The following is a 17,758-nucleotide window of genomic DNA, read 5'->3' as shown; positions in this document are numbered from 1 at the left end:
GTTTGACGGAGGGTGTCGATGAGCGAGCGGCAGAACCAGTACGATATCGGCCTCGACAAGACCCCCGCCAATTACGTGCCGCTGAGCCCCCTCAGCTTCCTCGCGCGCAGCGCCGCCGTCTATCCCGACCACGTCAGCACGGTCTATGAAGGCCGCAGCTTCACCTGGGCGCAGACCTATGAGCGTTGCAGGCGCTTTGCGTCCTGGCTCGCCGGCAAGGGCATCGGCATCGGCGACACTGTCGCGGCGATGCTGCCGAACATTCCGGCGATGAACGAGGCGCATTTCGCCGTGCCCATGACCGGCGCGGTGCTCAACGCTCTGAACATCCGCCTCGATGCGCCCTCGATCGCGTTTCAGCTCGACCACGGCGGCGCCAAGATCATCCTGGTCGATCCCGAGTTCTCCGGCGTGATCACCGAAGCGCTGGTGCAGATGACGGGCCCGAAGCCGCTGGTGGTCGATGTCGACGATGCCTCGTTCAAGGGCGGCAGTCGCATCGGCGAGATCGAGTATGAGACCGCCGTCGCGCAAGGCGATCCGAACTTCGCGGCGATCACGCCAGGCGATGAGTGGGATGCGATCGCGCTGAGCTATACCTCGGGCACGACGGGCAATCCCAAGGGCGTCGTCACCCATCATCGCGGCGCGTATCTCAACGCCGTTAGCAACATCCTCGCCGGCAATCTCGGCCAGCATCCGGTGTATCTCTGGACGCTGCCGATGTTTCATTGCAACGGCTGGTGCTTCCCGTGGACGATTGCGGCATCCGCCGGCATCAATGTCTGTCTGCGCAAGGTCGAGCCGACCAAGATCTTCGAGCTGATCGAGACCCACGGCGTCACCCACATGTGCGGCGCGCCGATCGTGTATAATGTGCTGATCAACGCCCCCGATGCGCCCAAAGGCAGCACCGCGCGCCGCGTCGTCGGCCTGATCGCCGGCGCTGCGCCGCCGGTCGCGGTGCTCGAAGGCGCCGAGAGCATCGGCATCAAGCTGACGCATGTCTACGGCCTGACCGAGGTCTACGGCCCCGCCTCCGTCTGCGCCGAGCAACCCGGCTGGGACGAGCTTCCGCCCGCGGAGCGCGCGCGCATGAAGCGGCGGCAGGGCGTGCCCTACCCGCTCGAGGAAGGCGTCACCGTCATCGATCCGCAGACCATGAGGCAAGTGCCGCGCGACGGCGAGACCATCGGCGAGGTCATGTTCCGCGGCAACATCGTGATGAAGGGCTATCTCAAGAACGAGAAGGCGACGAAGGAAGCGTTCGCCGGCGGCTGGTTTCACACCGGCGATCTCGGCGTGCTCGACGAGCACGGCTACGTCACCATCAAGGACCGCTCCAAGGACATCATCATCTCCGGCGGTGAGAACATCTCTTCCGTCGAGGTCGAGGACATCCTCTACAAGCATCCCGCTGTGCTGTTCGCCGCCGTGGTTGCAAAGCCCGATCCGAAATGGGGCGAGGTGCCCTGCGCTTTCGTCGAGCTGAAGGACGGCGCGAGCGCAACCGAAGCCGACATCATCGCGTTCTGCCGTTCGCATATGAGCGGCTTCAAGACACCGAAGGCGATCGTGTTCGGACCAATCCCGAAGACGTCCACGGGCAAGATCCAGAAATTCCTGCTGCGCAACGAGGTCGGATCCGCGAAAGCGATCTCGGCCTGAGCGCAAGTCCGGCCGCAGAAATATCCGGAAACAAAAGCCGCGTGTTCGCGGCAAAGGAGCGTCGCCCGAAATCGTTTGCGCGCCTTCCGCGATATCGGGACACGGCAGGAAAAGATTGGAAAACGTTAGAGACGCATTTACGATTCCACTTCACCGGATTCGCTGATTCCAAATGATTCGCCGCGCGGGCTGCGCGGCCGGCGACCGGCGCGGTTGGGGCGCTTCATGCGGTTGCTGTCGTGAGCACGGACGTGCGTGTGCGTCTGGCGCTGCTGCTATTGGCGGCCGGACTGCTGCTGCCCGGCGCGGCGGCGGCGCAGAGCACGCGCGAGTTCGGTGCGTTTGCCGGTGCCCAAGGATTTGGGCCTGCAGGTCCGAACGCCCAAGGCTTCAACAATCTCGCAGGACCCTATGGCGGCCCGCCCCCGATGGCGCCGGGAGCATCGTTCGGCAATGGCGGCGGCGGCATGCAGGTCCATGGCTGGAATGCCGAGCCGCCCGGCATTGCCGGCGCGGCACGCTTCGGCCAGCAGCAGGCTTTTGGCGGCGCCGACCGGACCTCGTAGCCCGAGACCGCCCAGGCGACATTTCTGGCCATGACGCAGTTCACGCAGACCCTGCTCGATCCCGCCATCGACGGCCGCGGCGTCGGGCCCGCCGGCGTCGATGCAGAACTCACGGCCTACGCCGATGTCGGCAACGATCCCACGCATGGCGGCATCGGGCGCGAGGCCTATGGGGTGATCTACGGCAAGCCCTCGCTCGCGGCGCCGCAGTGGCGCGTCTGGGCGGCCGGCTTTGGCGGCTCGCAAATGTCGACCGGCGGCAGCGGATCGGCCAGCCGCAGTTTCGGCACGGTGGCCGGCGCCGATTATTCTCTCTCGCCACAGACGCGTATGGGCTTTGCCCTCGCCGGCGGCGGCACTGGCTTCGCCAACAATTTCTCGAGCGGCCGCTCCGACCTGTTTCAGGCCGGCGGCTTCGTCAGGCACGCGTTCGGATCGGCCTATGTCACCACCGCCCTCGCCTATGGCTGGCAGGCCATCACTGGCGATTATCAGGTCACGCCGGCCGGCACGGACCCGCTCAACGCGGCGGTCAACGCCAACGCCTATTCGGGCCGCCTCGAAGGTGGTTATCGCATCGCCGTGCGCTGGCTCGGCATCACGCCCTATGCGGCCGCGCAGGTCACGACCTTCCACCTGCCCTCCACTGCCGCGCAGGCCGCCTCCTCAGGAGCAGACAGGTTCGCGGCGGCCCCCGGCAGCAGCAGCTTCACCGACAGCCGTACCGAGCTCGGCCTGCGCACGAGCACCCCGCTTGCGTTGTTCGGCAGCGTGCTGAACCTGCGCGGACGGCTCGCCTGGGCTCATGATTTCAGCGCGGGGCAATCCATTCCGGCGGCATTCCAATCCTTGCCGGGTCAGGGACTTGTCGCAGGGAGCGCGGCATTGGCGCCGAATGCGGCGCTGGCAGGCGTTGCGGTCGAGCTGCGCGACCTCAACGGCTGGTCCGCCACCGCAAATTTCGACAGCGAAGTGTCGGAGCTGGTGCGCTCGTATACCGGCAGGGCCACGTTGCGTTACGCGTGGTGACCCTGCCCCGGCATCGGGAAAGCGGCTTCCGCCGGCGCCGGAGGACGCCGGGCGAGAAGCTACCCATCCTTACATCTTCTTGTAGGCGTCGATCACCGCCTGACCATCGGCCCCTGCCTTCTTGAGCCAGTCGGCCGTGAGCTGTTCGCCGATCTTCTGGAAGCCGGACTTCAGCGTCGGGCTCGGCGCCTCGACGGTCATGCCCTTCGCCTTGAGCTGGTCGATGTACCAGGTGCTCTTGTCCTGCCAGGCCTTCCAGCCGCGGGTTTCCGCCGTCGCGGCGGCCTTGAGGATGGCCTCCTGGGTCGGCTTGTCGAGCGCGTCGAACGCGGCCTTGTTGACGAAGGTGTAGTCCTTGGGAATCCAGGCCTGCACGTCATAGAAATATTTCAGCGACTCCCAAGCCTTCGCATCGTAGCCGGTGCCGCCCGACGACATGAAGGAATTGACGACGCCGGTCGCGAGCGCCTGCGGCAGCTCGGCCGCCTGGATGGTGACCGACTGGGCGCCGACCAGTTCGCCGATGCGCGCGGTTCCGACGTTATAGGCCCGCCACTTCAGGCCCTTCATGTCCTCGATCGAGGCGAGCGGCTTGTTGACATAGACGCCCTGCGGCGCCCACGGCACGACGAACAGCAGCTTGAGCCCTTGTGCATCGAGCTTCTTGGCGATCGCGGGCTTGGAGGCCTGGTACAGCTTCATCGCGTCCGGAAAACTGGTCGCCAGGAACGGCACGACGTCGATGCCGTACAGCGGATCCTCGTTCTCATGGATCGAGAGCAGCACCTCGCCCATCTGCGCCTGCCCGGTCATCACCGCGCGCTTGATGTCGGGTGCCTTGAACAGCGAGGCGCCGGGGTGGACCGTGATCTGGAGTTTTCCTGATGTCGCGGCTTCGACGTCCTTGGCGAAGGCGACCAGGTTTTCGGAGTGCGGGTTATCCGCAGGATATCCGGCCGGCAGATTCCACTTGGTTTGAGCCAAAGCGGGGGTCGCAGCCGCCATGATACCCGCGATCAGCGATGCGCGGAATAAACGAGAGATCATCGGACTTCTCCTCACTGTCAATTTGAATACGCTCAATCTGGGAAAGCGAGCTTGGGCAGGAACATCACGATCTGCGGATACTCCGTGATGATGAACACGGAGGCGAGCAGCAGAACGAAGAACGGAAACGCCGCCCGCGCGACGGTGAACGTATCGCGCCCGCTCATGTTCTGAAGCACGAACAGGTTGAAGCCGACCGGCGGCGTGATCTGCGCCATCTCGACGTGGATGATGAGATAGACGCCGAACCAGACCAGATCGAGCCCGGCCTGCTTGACCATCGGCAGCACGATGACGGCGGTCAGCACGATCATCGAGATGCCGTCGATCAGGCATCCGAGAATGATGTACATGATGCTCAGATACAGCGCGAGCATGCCGGGCGTGAGCTCCTGCCCCTGCACCCAGGTCGCGAGCGCCGCGGGGATTCCGGTATAGGCCATCGCCGCCGTGGTGTAGGCCGCGCCTGCCAGGATCAGCATGATCATGCAGGTCAGGCGCGTCGCGCTCATGATGCTTTCGAGGAAATTCTTGCGCGTGAGCGTGCCGCTCCACCACGCCAGCAGCAGTGCCCCGGAGACCCCCCAGGCCGCGCATTCGGTTGCGGTCGCAAAGCCGAGCACCAGCGAGAGGAAGACCGCGAAGATCAGCAGCAAGCAGGGTACGAGCTTGGCGGACTCTTGCAGCTTTCGGCGAAACGACATCGGCGGATCGCGCGGAGGCACTTTGCCGGGGTTCAGCAGCGACCAGATGATGATGTAGCCGGAGTAGAGCACCATCACGAGCACGCCCGGCAGGAAGCCGCCGAGGAACACCTGCAGCACGGACACATTCGCCGTGACCGCGTAGACCACCATCGGGATCGAGGGCGGGATCAGCAGGCCGAGGGTGCCCGAGCCCGCGAGCGAGCCCAGGCTCAAGCCCTTGTCATACCCACGCTTGTCGAGTTCGGGCAGCGCGATCTTGCCGATCGTGGCGCAGGTCGCCGCCGACGAGCCCGACACGGCCGCGAAGATGCCGCAACCGATCACGTTGACATGCGTCAGCCGTCCCGGCAGCCACTGACCCCAGGGCGACAATCCCCGGAACATCTCTTCCGACAATTTGGTGCGAAAGAGGATTTCGCCCATCCAGATGAACAGCGGCAATGCGGCCAGCGTCCAGGACGAGCTTGCGCTCCAGGTGGTGGTGGCAAGCACCGAGCCGAGCGGCAGGCTCGTCGTCAGCGCCATCGCCACGAAGCCGACGAGGCCGAGCGAGACCGCGATCCAGATCCCGCTGCCGAGCAGAAGGATCATGACCCCGAGGAGGATGAAGGAGAGCTCGATCATGCCGAGATTGGCCATGGTCAACCGCCTCCGCCCTGCGAGATGCGTTCGACGAACTCCTCCGGAGTCTCGTCCGGCGAACCCCTCTCGTAGCTCGGCCGGTGGCCGCCGATGACATTGACCATCTCGTCGATGAGCGCGATCGAAAGGATCGCAAGACCGCCGGCAAACCCGAGTTGCGGAATCCAGAGCGGAAGCGCGACCACGCCCTGCGCCACATCGTTGAAGCGCCAGGAATCGTAGGTCATCTGCACGGCATGCCGGGTGAAATAGAGAATGAAGGCGGTCGCGATCCCGAGCGCCACGATCTCGGCGATCTGCTTGGTCCGCCCGTGCAGGCGCTCCAGCAGCAGGCCGACGCGGATCATCTCTCCACGCTTGAAAGTGTGCGCGAGGCCGAGGAACGCCATCGCGGCCATGCACCAGGACGCGAAATCGTCACCGGCAGGAATGTTGACCGCAAACTGGCGCCCGACCGACATGACCATCATGATCGCAAAGATCGCAACCATGAAGACGCCAGCGGCGTAGCCTGCCCCGAGATAAAGGAGATCCAGCGCGCGGCGCACCGGTCCCGCAGTCGTTACGTCGTCCCCTGCCACACCAACCCCATCGTCACACGAGGCGATTGAAGCCGACCCGGCGATCACAGATCGCTCGCCGCCGGTCCTGCCCCACTATCGCCCCTGGCCAACCGCCTGTCTTTCAGACGTTAGATCAACACGATGCAGCCGATGCAAGCAAGGAGTAAGCCCGCCCCGCGGCGGAATTTCTACTGCAGGTTCAATGCGTCTCCAGACGCAGCCCGTCATAGGCGGGCACGACGCCCGCGGGCAGCGATTGCCGGAGAACCTCGTAATCGACGTCGGCCGTCATGTTGGTGATGACGGCGCGCTTCGGCTTGAACCGCTCGATCCAGGACAGCGCGTCGTTGATGCTGAAATGGCTGACATGGTTGGTGTAGCGCAGGCCGTCGACGATCCAGAGGTCGAGATTTTCCAGCGCGCCCCAGCTCTCGCGCGGGATGTCGTTGAGGTCGGGCGTGTAGGCGGCGTCCCCGATACGGTAGCCGAGCGCAGGAATGGCGCCATGTTGCACCAGGAAAGCCGTCATCGTCACCGCGCCGCCCTTCCCCAGGATTGTCTGGCTCTCGCCCGCCTCGATCGAATGCCGCGTCAGGATCGGCGGATAATCGCTGCCCTCCGGCGAGATGAAGCAGTAGGAGAACCGCGACAGGATGTCCTTGGCCGTCGACTGGTTCAAATAGGTCGGGATACGGCGGCGCATCTTCATCACGACCGAGCGCAAATCGTCCATGCCGTGGGTCTGGTCGGCGTGCTCGTGAGTCAGGAACACCGCGTCGATGTGGTCGACATTGGTCGCGAGTAATTGCTCGCGCAGGTCCGGCGAGGTGTCGATCACGATACGCGTGGTGCCATGCTCGGAGGCCCGTTCGACCAGCAGCGAGCAGCGGCGCCGGCGATTCTTCGGATTGCCGGGATCGCAGGCGCCCCAGCCGAGCGCGGGGCGCGGCACGCCGGCGGAAGAGCCGCAGCCCAGGATCGTCAGCGTCAGCGTCATGCGGCTCCCGGTTTCAAGCTGTCACCTTCGAGAACAGGCGGAAGAAGTTTTCGCTGGTCTGGCGCGAGATCTCGTCGAGCGACACGCCGCGCGTCTCGGCCAGCACTTTTGCGACCTCGACCACATAGGCCGGTTCGTTGCGCTTGCCCCGGAACTTGCCCGGCGCGAGATAGGGCGAGTCCGTTTCGACCAGGATGCGATCGGACGGCAGCTCGGCCGCGAGCGCCCGCAAGGCTTCCGACTTCTTGAAGGTCAGGATGCCCGTGAAACCGACATAGAGCCCGAGCGACACCGCCTTCAGCGCCAGCTCGCGCCCGCCCGTATAGCAATGCAGCACCGCGCGAAACGATCCCTTGGCCACCTCGTCTTCCAGGATACGGGCGCAGTCCTCGTCGGCTTCGCGGGTGTGGATCACGAGCGGCAGGCCGGTGGTGCGCGCGGCGGCGATGTGGGCGCGAAAGCCCCTCGCCTGCGCCTCCGGCGAGCCGTTGTCGTAGAAATAGTCGAGCCCGGCCTCGCCGAGTGCGACCACCTTGGGATGCTGCGTCAGCGCGATCAACTCGTCCGGCGCGATCCCGTCTTCCTCGTCCGCATGGTGCGGATGGGTGCCGACCGAGCAGTAGACGTCGTCGAACCGCTCGGCGATGGCGAGAAGCTGATTGAGCTTCTTCACCCGCGTCGAGATCGTGACCATGCGCCCGATGCCGGCAGCCCGGGCCCGCGACACGATCCCGTCGAGATCGTCCGCAAAGTCCGGAAAATCCAGATGGCAGTGACTGTCGACCAGCATCTATCCAGCCGCCTTAAGCCGCCGGCTCGATGTAGCGCGGGAACGCCGGCGTCGGCGCCGGCAACGTCGAGCCGGGCGCGATCCGCTTGCCGCCGCCGAGCATCGCGAAATCGCGCTCGCCTTCGGGGACGCCGAGGCTGTCGAGCAGCTTGCCGGACGCGGTCGGCATCGCCGGCTGGGCCAGGATCGCAATCTGGCGCACGACTTCGGCGGTGACGTAGAGCACCGTCTTCTGCCTGGCCGGATCGGTCTTGGCGAGCGCCCACGGCGCCTCGCCCGCGAAATAGCGGTTTGCCTCCGCGACCACGGCCCAGACGGCGTTGAGCCATTGGTGGATCTGCTGCGTTGCCATGGCCTCGCGCGAGGCGGCCAGCATGCCATCGGCCATCGCCAGGATCGCCTTGTCGTTGTCGCTGAACTCGCCGGGCTCGGGCAGCACGCCGCCAAGCTGCTTGGCGATCATCGACAGCGAGCGCTGTGCGAGATTGCCGAGATCGTTGGCGAGATCGGCGTTGATGCGCGCGACGATGGCCTCGTGGTTGTAGTTGCCGTCCTGTCCGAACGGCACCTCGCGCAGGAAGAAATAGCGCATCTGGTCGACGCCATACTGGTCGGCGAGGTTAAAGGGATCGACAACGTTGCCGACCGACTTCGACATCTTCTCGCCCCTGTTGAACAGGAAGCCGTGGGCATAGACCCGCTTCTGCACGGGAATGCCCGCCGACATCAGGAACGCCGGCCAGTACACGGCGTGAAAGCGAATGATGTCCTTGCCGATGATGTGCACGTCGGCAGGCCAGTAGCGCCAGTTCTTGTCGCTCTCGTCGGGGAAGCCGACGCCGGTGATGTAATTGGTCAGCGCGTCGACCCAGACATACATCACGTGCTCTTCGTCGCCGGGCACCTTGACGCCCCAGTCGAACGTGGTGCGCGAGATCGAGAGGTCGCGCAGGCCGCCCTTGACGAAGCTGACCACCTCGTTACGACGCGAGTCCGGGCCGATGAAATCGGGGTTGTCGGTGTAGAGCTTCAGCAGCTTGTCCTGATAGGACGAGAGGCGGAAGAAATAGCTTTTCTCGTCGACCCAATTGACCGGCGTGCCCTGCGGTCCAAGGCGCACGCCGTCGTCGTTCAGGCGCGTCTCGTCCTCGGCGTAATAAGCTTCATCGCGCACCGAGTACCAGCCGGAATAGGTGTCGGCATAGATGTCGCCGTTCGCCTCCATGCGCCGCCAGATCTCCTGGGTGGAGCGATGATGCTGTTCCTCGGTTGTGCGGATGAAACGATCGAACGACACGTTCAACCGCTCGTCCATCTCCTTGAAACGGCCGGCATTGCGGGTCGCAAGTGCGGCCGGCGTCATGCCCTCGCTCTGCGCGGTCTGGACCATCTTCAGGCCATGCTCGTCGGTGCCGGTCAGGAAGAACACGTCCTTGCCGTCGAGCCGCGCAAACCGCGCCAGAACGTCGGTCGCGATCGCCTCATAGGCGTGGCCGATATGCGGAACGCCATTCGGATAGGCGATGGCAGTCGTGATGTAGAAGACATTGTCGCGCGCGACAGCGGCGACGGGCGCCGCAGGCTTCGGTATAGCGACCGGCGTTGCGGATCGCGCAGCCGCGGCCGGCTTCGGCGCGGGCGCAGCCTCAGGCTTGGTCACCTTAGGCTTGGACACCTTAGGCGCGGCAGCCTTGGGCGTTACGGCCTTGGTCACGGCAACCTTGGTCGCGGTCGCCTTGGGCGTTGCGACCTTCGGCGACGCGACGGTCGCCGCAGGTGCAATCACCCTCGCCTTCTTGGCTGACTTCTTTGCCGGAGCCTTGGTCTTCGCCGGAGCCTTGGCGGGCTTCTTCACCGCCTTCTTGGCAACAGCCTGCTTCTTGACGGCCTTCTTGACGGCTTTCTTGACCGTCTTCGCGGCGCTCTTCTTCACACCCTTCTTCACGCCCCTCTTGGCAGCAGCCTTCGTTGCCTTCTTGGCGGTCTTGCGCCCGGGCGCCTTGGTGGCCTTCTTCGCGGCTGTCTTGACGGCCTTCTTCGCAGCCTTCTTGCTGCTCTTGCCCTTGGCGGTTTTCTTAGCTCGCGTGGCCACGACGAATTCCTTTACCGGCTTTTCGAAATCTGGAAACGAACCTGGGTTCGATTATTGATCTGGGCATGATCCTTTTCGGAAAATCGCGCCGCGCTCTTCCGGATCATGCTCTAGCGCGTTGCGTCCGCCAGCCAGCCGAACACCGAGAAAACCAAGGGCTTTCGCTCCAGATTGTAGGTTTCGGTGTCGCGCGCGGCGCGGACGATCTTTTCCCATACCTCAGCTAGTCGCGCAAGGCGCGGCAGGTTCTGGTTGGCATTGGCCTCGTCCGCATGCAGCCGTTCCGCGATCCAGCGATCGATGCCGTCAACGAAGGCGGCGAGCGCGACGCGGTCGTTGGTGGGAAGCGAATCGCCGAGCGTGTGCAGTTCGCGCGGATCGACCTGCGGCAGGCGCGCAAGCAGCGCCGCCGTGCGCTGCTGAAGCTTCAGCGCGTCGCCGCCGAGCAGTTTGAGCGCCCGTGCGACGCTGCCTTCGGAAGCCTCCGCCGCCTCGCGCAGCGCAGGGTCGCCCTGGTCGAGATCAGCGGCCGTCGCCGCCGCCGCGATCACGTCATCCGTTGCGAGCGCCCGCAGGCGCAGCTTGCGGCAGCGCGACTGGATGGTGGCGAGCACGCGCGCGGGCGCGTGGCTCACCAGCAGGAACAGCGATTGCTGCGGCGGTTCCTCCAGGATCTTCAGAAGCGCGTTGGCCGCATTGGGGTTGAGCTCGTCCACGGTGTCGACGATGCAGACACGCCAGCCTTCCGCCGCCGCGGTCGAGCCGAAGAAGCTGATCGTCTCGCGCGTCTCGTCCACGGTGATCACGGTGCGCATCACGCCGCGGTCGTTGGCGGTTCGCTCCAGCGTCAGCAGACCGCCATGCGAGTTCGCCGCAACCTGCCGCGCCACGGGATGATCGGGATCGATCGCGAGATCCTCGGCGCGCTGAACGGCTTCCGCCAGCGGCTGGCCGTGGGCCAGCACGAAGCGCGCCATGCGATAGGCCAGCGTTGCCTTGCCGATGCCTTGTGGCCCGCCGATCAGCCAGGCATGCGGAATCCGCCCGCTGCGATAGGCCGTCAGCAGCGCCGCCTCCGCCTCGCGATGGCCGAACAGATGGCTGGTCTCGCGCGGATGCGGAATCGCGGATTCGCGCTCGGATTGACGCGCCTTCATGCGGACACCACCGAAGCGGGCGTCGGAAGCAGACGATCCCGTAGCGCTGTCCAGACGCGGCCCGCGACCGTCTCGGGGTCGGAATTGGCGTCGATCAGCACGCAGCGCGCCGGATCCTCCGCGGCGATCCGGCGATAGGCCTCGCGCAGGCCCTGGTGGAAGCTGAGCTGCTCGCTTTCGAAGCGGTCGGGCGTGCCACTGCCGCGGCGTACGGCGGCGCGCTGCAGGCCGATCTCGACCGGTAGATCGAGGATGATGGTGAGATCGGGCTTGAGATCGCCGATCGTGACCCGCTGCATCGCGTTGATCAAGCCTTCAGGCACGCGGCCGAGGCTGCCCTGATAGGCCCGCGTGGAATCGGCGAAGCGGTCGCACAGCACCCAGGTGCCCTGGTTGAGCGCGGGCAGGATCACGGTGCGGACATGGTCGTCGCGCGCGGCGGCGAACAGCAGCGTCTCCGCCTCGGGGCCGAGCAGCCTGCCCATCCCCGACAGCACCAGATGACGCATGATCTCGGCGCCCGGCGAGCCGCCCGGCTCGCGGGTGACGCGGATACGCAGCTTGGCCGCCTTGAGCCGATCGGCGAGCTTCTTGATCTGGGTCGACTTGCCGGTGCCCTCACCGCCTTCAAAGGTAATGAAGCGTCCGCGTCCGGACGGCCGTTGTGCCGCGCTCTCACTCATCGTCAGAGCTTCTCGGCGCCTGCGCGGAACATGCCGATCACGAGCTCGCTGGCGCCGTCGATCGCGCGTCGCACGGTCGAGCCGGTGCCGACGGCTTCGGCCGCATAGACCGGCGTCTCCACCGCGATGTTGCCGCTGCGCCAGACCTTGACGACGCCGACCTTCTGGCCGGCCTCGACCGGCGCCCGCACCGGCCCGCTATAGACGACGCGCGCGATCAGCTTGTCGCTGCCGTTCTTGTGCACCATCACCTTCACCGGGGTCTTTGCGACGAGCTTGACCGAACGGCTCTCGCCGCCGAACACCTTGGCGTAGCCGACCTGCTGGTCGGCCGCGATCAGCGTGCGGGTCTCGAAATTGCGGAAGCCCCATTCCAGCATCTTCTTGGCTTCCGTGGCGCGATCCTCGGGGTCTTCCAGCCCGTTGACGACGACGATCAAGCGCGTGCCGTTCTGCACGGCCGAGCCGACCATGCCGTAGCCGCCCTCCTTGGTGTAGCCGGTCTTCAATCCGTCAGCGCCTTCCATCGAATTGAGCAGCGGATTGCGGTTGGGCTGGCGGATCTTGTTCCAGGTGTACTCCTTCTCGCCGAACAGTTTGTAGAACTCCGGAAAGTCCAGGATGATGTGGCGGGCGAGGACGCCGAGCTCGCGCACGGTCATCTTGTTGGCGGGATCGGGCAGCCCGTTGGAATTGCCGAAGGTCGATTTGGTCATGCCGAGTTCGCGGGCGCGCTTGGTCATGAAATCGGCCGCGAAGATCTTCTCGTTCCCCGCCATGGCCTCGGCAAGCGCGATGCAGGCGTCGTTGCCGCTCTGGATGATGGCGCCATGCAGGAGATCGTCGACCGAGACCTTGCTGTTGATGGCGGCGAACATGGTCGAGCCGCCCGAGGGGGCGCCGCCCCGGCGCCAGGCGTTCTCGCTGATCCGGTATTCGTCCGTGAGCTTGATGTCGCCCTTCTTGATGGCGTTGAAGACGACCTCCGCGGTCATCAGCTTCATCATGCTGGAGGGGGCGCGCAGCTCGTCGGCGTTCTTCTCGAACAGCACGCTGCCCGAGGAGGCTTCGATCAGGATCGCGGTCGGGGCGTCACCGTCGAACCCGGACTCCTCCGTCTTCTTGGCGCCCTGGACGCTCTGGTTGGCGGCCAGAAGCGCCCCGCTCCAGCCGACGCTTGCCACCAGAACCATCGCGATCAGGCCGCGCGCCAACGCTCCGGCGGTGAACCGGGTGGGACGGTGCGAAGGAAGACGACATGCCATGGCCAAGCCCTGAGAGCAGCGTTCTAACAGCTGGAATTGGCGCGAACAACGCGAGGTTGGGCGCCTGCGCAGAGATTGCACGATTCTCGCCGCGCCCCTATCGTGGCACCTCATGTTTCTCGACCAAACCCCTGAAACAAGGCGGAAAAGCGATGTCCTCCACCCGCGTGATCAAGGCCAACGGCATCGATCTCTTCGTCCGCGAAGCCGGCCAGGGTCCGCTGGTGGTGCTGTGCCATGGCTGGCCGGAGCTGTCCTACTCCTGGCGCCATCAGATCCCGGCCCTGGCGGACGCCGGGTTTCACGTCGTCGCCCCCGACATGCGCGGCTATGGCCAGAGCGCGGCGCCGGCTGACGTGAACGCTTATTCGATCTTCGACACCGTCGGCGACATTGTCGGCCTGGTGCAGGCCCTCGGCGAAACCAAGGCGATGGTGGTCGGGCACGATTGGGGGGCGCCGGTGGCCTGGCATGCGGCGCTGTTCCGGCCCGACATCTTCAAGGCGGTCGCGGGCCTCAGCGTGCCGCCGCCGTTCCGCGGCCGCGGCAAGCCGCTCGACCTGCTGCGTCAGGGCGGCATCACCAATTTCTACTGGCAGTATTTCCAGACCCCGGGCGTCGCCGAGGCCGAGTTCGAGCGCGACGTCGCCCTCACCATGCGCGTCGTGCTCGGGGGCCGAGGACTTGCCGATCCCTCAGCCGCAATGTTCGTGCAGGAGGGCAAGGGCTTTCTCGGCCACGCGACCGTCGAGGAGCCGCTGCCGGCCTGGCTCGGCGAGGCTGACCTCGCCTATTTCACCGAGAGCTTCCGCAAGTCCGGCTTTCGCGGCGGGCTGAACTGGTATCGCAACCTCGACCGCAATTGGGAGCTGACGGCGCCCTGGCAGGACGCGCAGATCCGTCAGCCCTCGCTGTTCATTGCCGGCTCCAGGGATGCGGTCATCACCGGGTTGATCGGGGCCAAGCGCGTCAACGAGCTCGAGCGCGTGCTGCCCAATCTGACGCGCAAGCTCATCCTCGAGGGCGCCGGCCATTGGGTGCAGCAGGAGCGGCCCGACGAGGTGAATGCGGCGCTGGTGAGGTTCTTGAAGGAGAGCGCGGCTCAGTAGAGGCCGCGGCCGCTCAGGATGCTGCGGGCCTCGGCGGCGCCGTCGGCCGACGAAGGCGCGTTGTCGGCGGCATAGCGGCCGTCCTCGTCGTAGGACACCGCGCGGGCATTCTGGAGCGCCCGGCCCCGGCTGCGGCTCGAGGCCGACATTTCCGAGGTCGCATTGAGCGAGGCCATGTCGGCGGAGGTGTTGCCGAGATTATAGGGCCGCCCCTCCGGCATCGGCACGTCGCCGCGGATGGTTCCGCGGCTCGATCCCGGCAATTCCGGCACGAAGGGCTTGGCCGAGGCGACCCGGACCATCGAGGGCGACGGCGCTGGAACGCCGGTGCGCAGGGTCGCCAGGAGCTGGCGGTCGTCAGAGCCTTCCAGCGGCGCCCGGCCGACGTATTCGACACGGACCTTGGCGACGCCATTTCCTTTGAATTCAAGGAGTTCGGCGGCCTTGTTCGAGACATCGATGAGGCGGTTGCCGTGATAGGGCCCACGGTCATTGACGCGGACGATCAGCGACTTGCCGTTCGAGACGTTGGTGACCCGGGCGTAGGACGGCATCGGCAGGGTCGGATGCGCCGCGGTCAGCGAGGTCATGTCGAACACCTCGCCATTGGCGGTCAGGCGGCCGTGGAAGTCATCGCCGTACCAGGACGCCATGCCCTCGGCACGGTAGTTGACGTCCTCTTCCGGCACGTAGGTCTTGCCCGCCACGACATAGGGCTTGCCGATACGGTAGGTGCCGCCGCCCTTGGGGACCGGATCGCCGAGAGCCACAACCCGGGGGCTCGACGACACGCCGTATTTAGGATCGACGCGGCTGGCGAATTTGTTGGAGGAGGCGCAATTGGCAAGCACAACGCAGGTCGCGACCGCAGCAACACCGCGCGCGGCTCGCAAAACCGAATCTGACCGTCGGATCCCCATTCGCCCCAAATACCATTCCGCGGGATGTCTGCCCAATCCGCTTCGCGACGGGCAGCCTGTCCGCAACTGTGATCCGAACCGGCCCACCACCGCCTCGGATGCACTAAGGATAACGCAACCCGAACGCGGCGGAAATGGGGAGCCCGCAGCGATGCCGCCGGGATGGTAAACAGGACGTTCGCATTTTTCCGTTGTTCTACGGGGCATCCCCGGGATTCTGTTGCGCCGAATCCTCACTCCACCCCCATTGTCATTGGTCTCCTTGGAATTCTTTTGACTGTGCAAGGCCGCCCGCGTTCTCTCGCGTGCAAGGGCGGGATTTGGAATTTAACGATGATCGAGACGGTTTCGGCACTGATGGGTTTGGTAAGCGCGGGGATCTTCCTGGCCCATGCGTTTGAAGGCTACCGCACGAGGGCCTGAGGGCACTCGCGCACACGGCAAGCATCACCTCCTTCACGGCGGCACGTTCGGACAATTTTAATCAATCCGAACGAGCATCGAAGACGAGAGCGGCAGGTGTCCCATGCGCAACCATGACCTGGTATCTGACGGTTTCCTGGCATTGACCGCGGGCGGCTTGGTTCTGCTCTGCTCGAGCCTCATGGCACTGGCCTTCGCCTGAGCCCCCTTCCTCTTCTTGCGATCTTCCAGATGCGGCGCAGCAGGCAACGCTGCCGCTCTCGTTCAGTTGATTGAATTTTCGCGTTGGGCGCCTCGACTTAATTTCAAGAGGCCCATCACCGACAGGGGTGACGCACATGCTTGCCGAGAAATTCTTCCTGGTTCTGGAATCACTGATCCGCGGCGACCGCACCTATCCTGACGGCAGCCCCCGGGTCATCAGCACCTCTCCGCACGTCCCGGTGAAGGTGCCGCGCCCGACCTAGCCGATCGGTCCTCGCGCGCATCGCCCGCGGTTCAGCGCAGGCCCATCAGCGAGCGGCGATAGCGGCCATCGCGGGCCTCGGTCTGGCAGACGAAGCTGCCTTCGAAGCCCTGGCCGTACCGCTTCTGACCCTTGCGGTAGTAGAGGCCCTTGCGGAAATCGAGCCAGACCACCTTGTCGTTCGGGCAATGACGCTGCGCCTGCGCCTCGTAGCGAAACGGCGTCAGGGGTGTCGCCGAGACCTCCGCGATGCTGGCGCCCATCATGATCGCGCCAGCGAGCAAGATCCCGCCGGACCATCTGCCGAAACCACGCCCCGTCACGACCTGCCTCCCCCGATCCGGACCGTCTCGCGACGCCCGCCCAGCACGCTCTAGCACGCTCTAGCACGAATTGGCGCGTCCACCGACGGCGAGACGCGCGGCGTCTTCCGCCGGCCGTCTTGTCGGGCTAGAGGAGAGCGAGACGTTTCGATTGCGAGGATGCGGCCTGAATGTCGGTTGAGCCTGGACCCCAATCGGCCCCTCGCACCGAGCCACGCCAGCCTGTGCCAAGCCTGCCCGTGCCACGCCTGGGCCTGCTGCCGATGATCATCTTCGGCTCGCGCTGGCTGCAGCTGCCGCTCTATCTCGGACTGATCGTGGCGCAATGCGTCTACATCGCGCTGTTCCTGAAAGAGCTCTGGCACCTCTCCTGGCACGCGCTCGATCTCACCGAGCAGCAGATCATGATGAGCGTGCTGGCGCTGATCGACGTCGTGATGATCTCCAATCTGCTCGTGATGGTGATCGTCGGCGGCTACGAGACCTTCGTCTCGAGGCTCGACCTGCAGGGCCATCCCGACGAGCCGGAATGGCTCGGCCACGTCAATGCTAGCGTGCTCAAGATTAAGCTCGCCATGGCCATCATCGGCATCTCCTCGATCGCGCTGCTGCGCACCTTCATCGAGGCCGGCAATCTCGGCTCGAACCGCGCGGGCTACACCGAGAACGGCGTGATGTGGCAGGTGCTGATCCACCTCACCTTCGTGGTCTCGGCGATCGGCATTGCCTATGTCGACAGGCTCGGCGATGCCGGCGCGCGCAAGCACGCGGAGTGAGGCGCAGCAGATCGCCGTCTATTGCTTGTCTGCTTCGAGCTGAGCGAGCGCCTGATGCAGGCACTCCTGGAGCTTCTGCGCGACCTGCGCGCGCTCGACGCCTTTTCCGGCGAGATCGCCCGACACCTTGTCCACCACCTCGTCCATCGCCTGGCTCTGCAGATGATCCGTGACCAGCGACGTCGCGTAGCTCGCGGCGGCATCGCCGCTCAACCCGAGCTGGCTGGCAGCCCAGAGCCCGAGCAGCTTGTTGGATCGGGCCGTGGCCCTGAAGATGAGCTCCTCGTCGTGGGCAAACTTGGCCTCGAAGCCCTGCTCGCGTTTGTCGAACGTGGTCATGGTCAGCTCCATTGCGCTTATCGCTGATAGGGGTCGGACTGGCTGGGCAAACGTCTCCGCGGGTTCATGTCAGTTTAGGTTCATTTGAAGCTTCCGGCGGAAGCCGGACGTCGTCAAGCCTGCCGGTGTGACCGGGCCTGGCTGTGGCCGCGCACAAGCCCCGAGCCAGCCAGCTCGATCAGACTGCTATTGTTAA

Annotated in this window: 18 protein-coding genes; 6 read left to right on the top strand and 12 right to left on the bottom strand. The window is 65.2% G+C overall.

The window, feature by feature from the left end:
* Positions 1–18 precede the first annotated feature (18 nt).
* From QRQ56_RS06600 to QRQ56_RS06590, 3 genes are all read left to right on the top strand, one after another.
* Entirely contained in the window at positions 19–1,668 is a 1,650-nt protein-coding gene (locus QRQ56_RS06600) for an acyl-CoA synthetase (protein WP_438738521.1), read from the top strand.
* Between the two features lie 251 nt (positions 1,669–1,919).
* The gene (locus QRQ56_RS06595; RefSeq protein WP_438738519.1) at positions 1,920–2,234 is read left to right on the top strand and encodes a hypothetical protein; all 315 of its coding nucleotides are present in this window, start codon (positions 1,920–1,922) and stop codon (positions 2,232–2,234) included.
* A 30-nt stretch (positions 2,235–2,264) separates the two neighbouring features.
* On the top strand, positions 2,265–3,263 hold the full coding sequence (locus QRQ56_RS06590; protein ID WP_438738517.1) for an autotransporter outer membrane beta-barrel domain-containing protein: 999 nt from the start codon (positions 2,265–2,267) through the stop codon (positions 3,261–3,263).
* 69 nt (positions 3,264–3,332) lie between these two features.
* On the opposite strand, the gene QRQ56_RS06585 is transcribed toward QRQ56_RS06590, so the two are convergent.
* From QRQ56_RS06585 to QRQ56_RS06545, 9 genes are all read right to left on the bottom strand, one after another.
* Positions 3,333–4,310 carry a TRAP transporter substrate-binding protein gene (locus tag QRQ56_RS06585; RefSeq protein WP_438738515.1) on the bottom strand — a complete coding sequence of 326 codons (978 nt, stop codon included), beginning with the start codon at positions 4,308–4,310 and terminating at the stop codon, positions 3,333–3,335.
* A gap of 32 nt (positions 4,311–4,342) precedes the next feature.
* Positions 4,343–5,656 (bottom strand): TRAP transporter large permease, encoded by a 1,314-nt coding sequence (locus QRQ56_RS06580; RefSeq protein ID WP_438738513.1) that lies wholly within the window; start codon positions 5,654–5,656, stop codon positions 4,343–4,345.
* A 2-nt stretch (positions 5,657–5,658) separates the two neighbouring features.
* Entirely contained in the window at positions 5,659–6,207 is a 549-nt protein-coding gene (locus QRQ56_RS06575; protein WP_438740095.1) for a TRAP transporter small permease, read from the bottom strand.
* Between the two features lie 214 nt (positions 6,208–6,421).
* Complete coding sequence (locus QRQ56_RS06570; RefSeq protein WP_438738510.1) at positions 6,422–7,219, bottom strand: MBL fold metallo-hydrolase; 798 nt, start codon at positions 7,217–7,219, stop codon at positions 6,422–6,424.
* Between the two features lie 13 nt (positions 7,220–7,232).
* Positions 7,233–8,009, bottom strand: a complete 777-nt coding sequence (locus tag QRQ56_RS06565) for a TatD family hydrolase (protein ID WP_438738508.1) — start codon at positions 8,007–8,009, stop codon at positions 7,233–7,235.
* Between the two features lie 13 nt (positions 8,010–8,022).
* The gene (gene metG, locus QRQ56_RS06560; RefSeq protein ID WP_438738506.1) at positions 8,023–10,101 is read right to left on the bottom strand and encodes a methionine--tRNA ligase; all 2,079 of its coding nucleotides are present in this window, start codon (positions 10,099–10,101) and stop codon (positions 8,023–8,025) included.
* A 110-nt stretch (positions 10,102–10,211) separates the two neighbouring features.
* Entirely contained in the window at positions 10,212–11,258 is a 1,047-nt protein-coding gene (locus QRQ56_RS06555) for a DNA polymerase III subunit delta' (protein WP_438738504.1), read from the bottom strand.
* On the bottom strand, positions 11,255–11,941 hold the full coding sequence (gene tmk, locus QRQ56_RS06550; protein WP_438738503.1) for a dTMP kinase: 687 nt from the start codon (positions 11,939–11,941) through the stop codon (positions 11,255–11,257). Before tmk ends, QRQ56_RS06555 begins: the two co-directional genes overlap by 4 nt.
* 2 nt (positions 11,942–11,943) lie before the next feature.
* Positions 11,944–13,206 (bottom strand): D-alanyl-D-alanine carboxypeptidase family protein, encoded by a 1,263-nt coding sequence (locus tag QRQ56_RS06545; RefSeq protein WP_438738501.1) that lies wholly within the window; start codon positions 13,204–13,206, stop codon positions 11,944–11,946.
* Positions 13,207–13,358: 152 nt separating this feature from the next.
* On the opposite strand from QRQ56_RS06545, the gene QRQ56_RS06540 reads away from it, so the two are divergent.
* Complete coding sequence (locus tag QRQ56_RS06540) at positions 13,359–14,315, top strand: alpha/beta fold hydrolase (RefSeq protein WP_438738499.1); 957 nt, start codon at positions 13,359–13,361, stop codon at positions 14,313–14,315.
* Here QRQ56_RS06540 and QRQ56_RS06535 read toward each other — a convergent pair.
* On the bottom strand, positions 14,309–15,235 hold the full coding sequence (locus tag QRQ56_RS06535; RefSeq protein ID WP_438738497.1) for a septal ring lytic transglycosylase RlpA family protein: 927 nt from the start codon (positions 15,233–15,235) through the stop codon (positions 14,309–14,311). The genes QRQ56_RS06540 and QRQ56_RS06535 overlap by 7 nt on opposite strands.
* Before the next feature lie 761 nt (positions 15,236–15,996).
* Here QRQ56_RS06535 and QRQ56_RS06530 point away from each other — a divergent pair.
* Complete coding sequence (locus tag QRQ56_RS06530; protein ID WP_438738494.1) at positions 15,997–16,125, top strand: hypothetical protein; 129 nt, start codon at positions 15,997–15,999, stop codon at positions 16,123–16,125.
* Positions 16,126–16,156: 31 nt separating this feature from the next.
* On the opposite strand, the gene QRQ56_RS06525 is transcribed toward QRQ56_RS06530, so the two are convergent.
* Complete coding sequence (locus tag QRQ56_RS06525; protein ID WP_438738492.1) at positions 16,157–16,447, bottom strand: hypothetical protein; 291 nt, start codon at positions 16,445–16,447, stop codon at positions 16,157–16,159.
* 170 nt (positions 16,448–16,617) lie between these two features.
* Here QRQ56_RS06525 and QRQ56_RS06520 point away from each other — a divergent pair, with 170 nt between their 5' ends.
* The gene (locus QRQ56_RS06520; RefSeq protein WP_438738490.1) at positions 16,618–17,223 is read left to right on the top strand and encodes a TIGR00645 family protein; all 606 of its coding nucleotides are present in this window, start codon (positions 16,618–16,620) and stop codon (positions 17,221–17,223) included.
* Between the two features lie 18 nt (positions 17,224–17,241).
* On the opposite strand, the gene QRQ56_RS06515 is transcribed toward QRQ56_RS06520, so the two are convergent.
* Positions 17,242–17,562, bottom strand: a complete 321-nt coding sequence (locus QRQ56_RS06515; RefSeq protein WP_438738489.1) for a DUF1476 domain-containing protein — start codon at positions 17,560–17,562, stop codon at positions 17,242–17,244.
* Positions 17,563–17,758: the final 196 nt, after the last annotated feature.

The sequence above is a fragment of the Bradyrhizobium sp. U531 genome, from assembly GCF_051710265.1.
Lineage (GTDB): Bacteria > Pseudomonadota > Alphaproteobacteria > Rhizobiales > Xanthobacteraceae > Bradyrhizobium.
The sequence above is the reverse complement of the archived record's forward strand: the minus strand, read 5'-3'. Positions and strand labels throughout refer to the sequence as shown.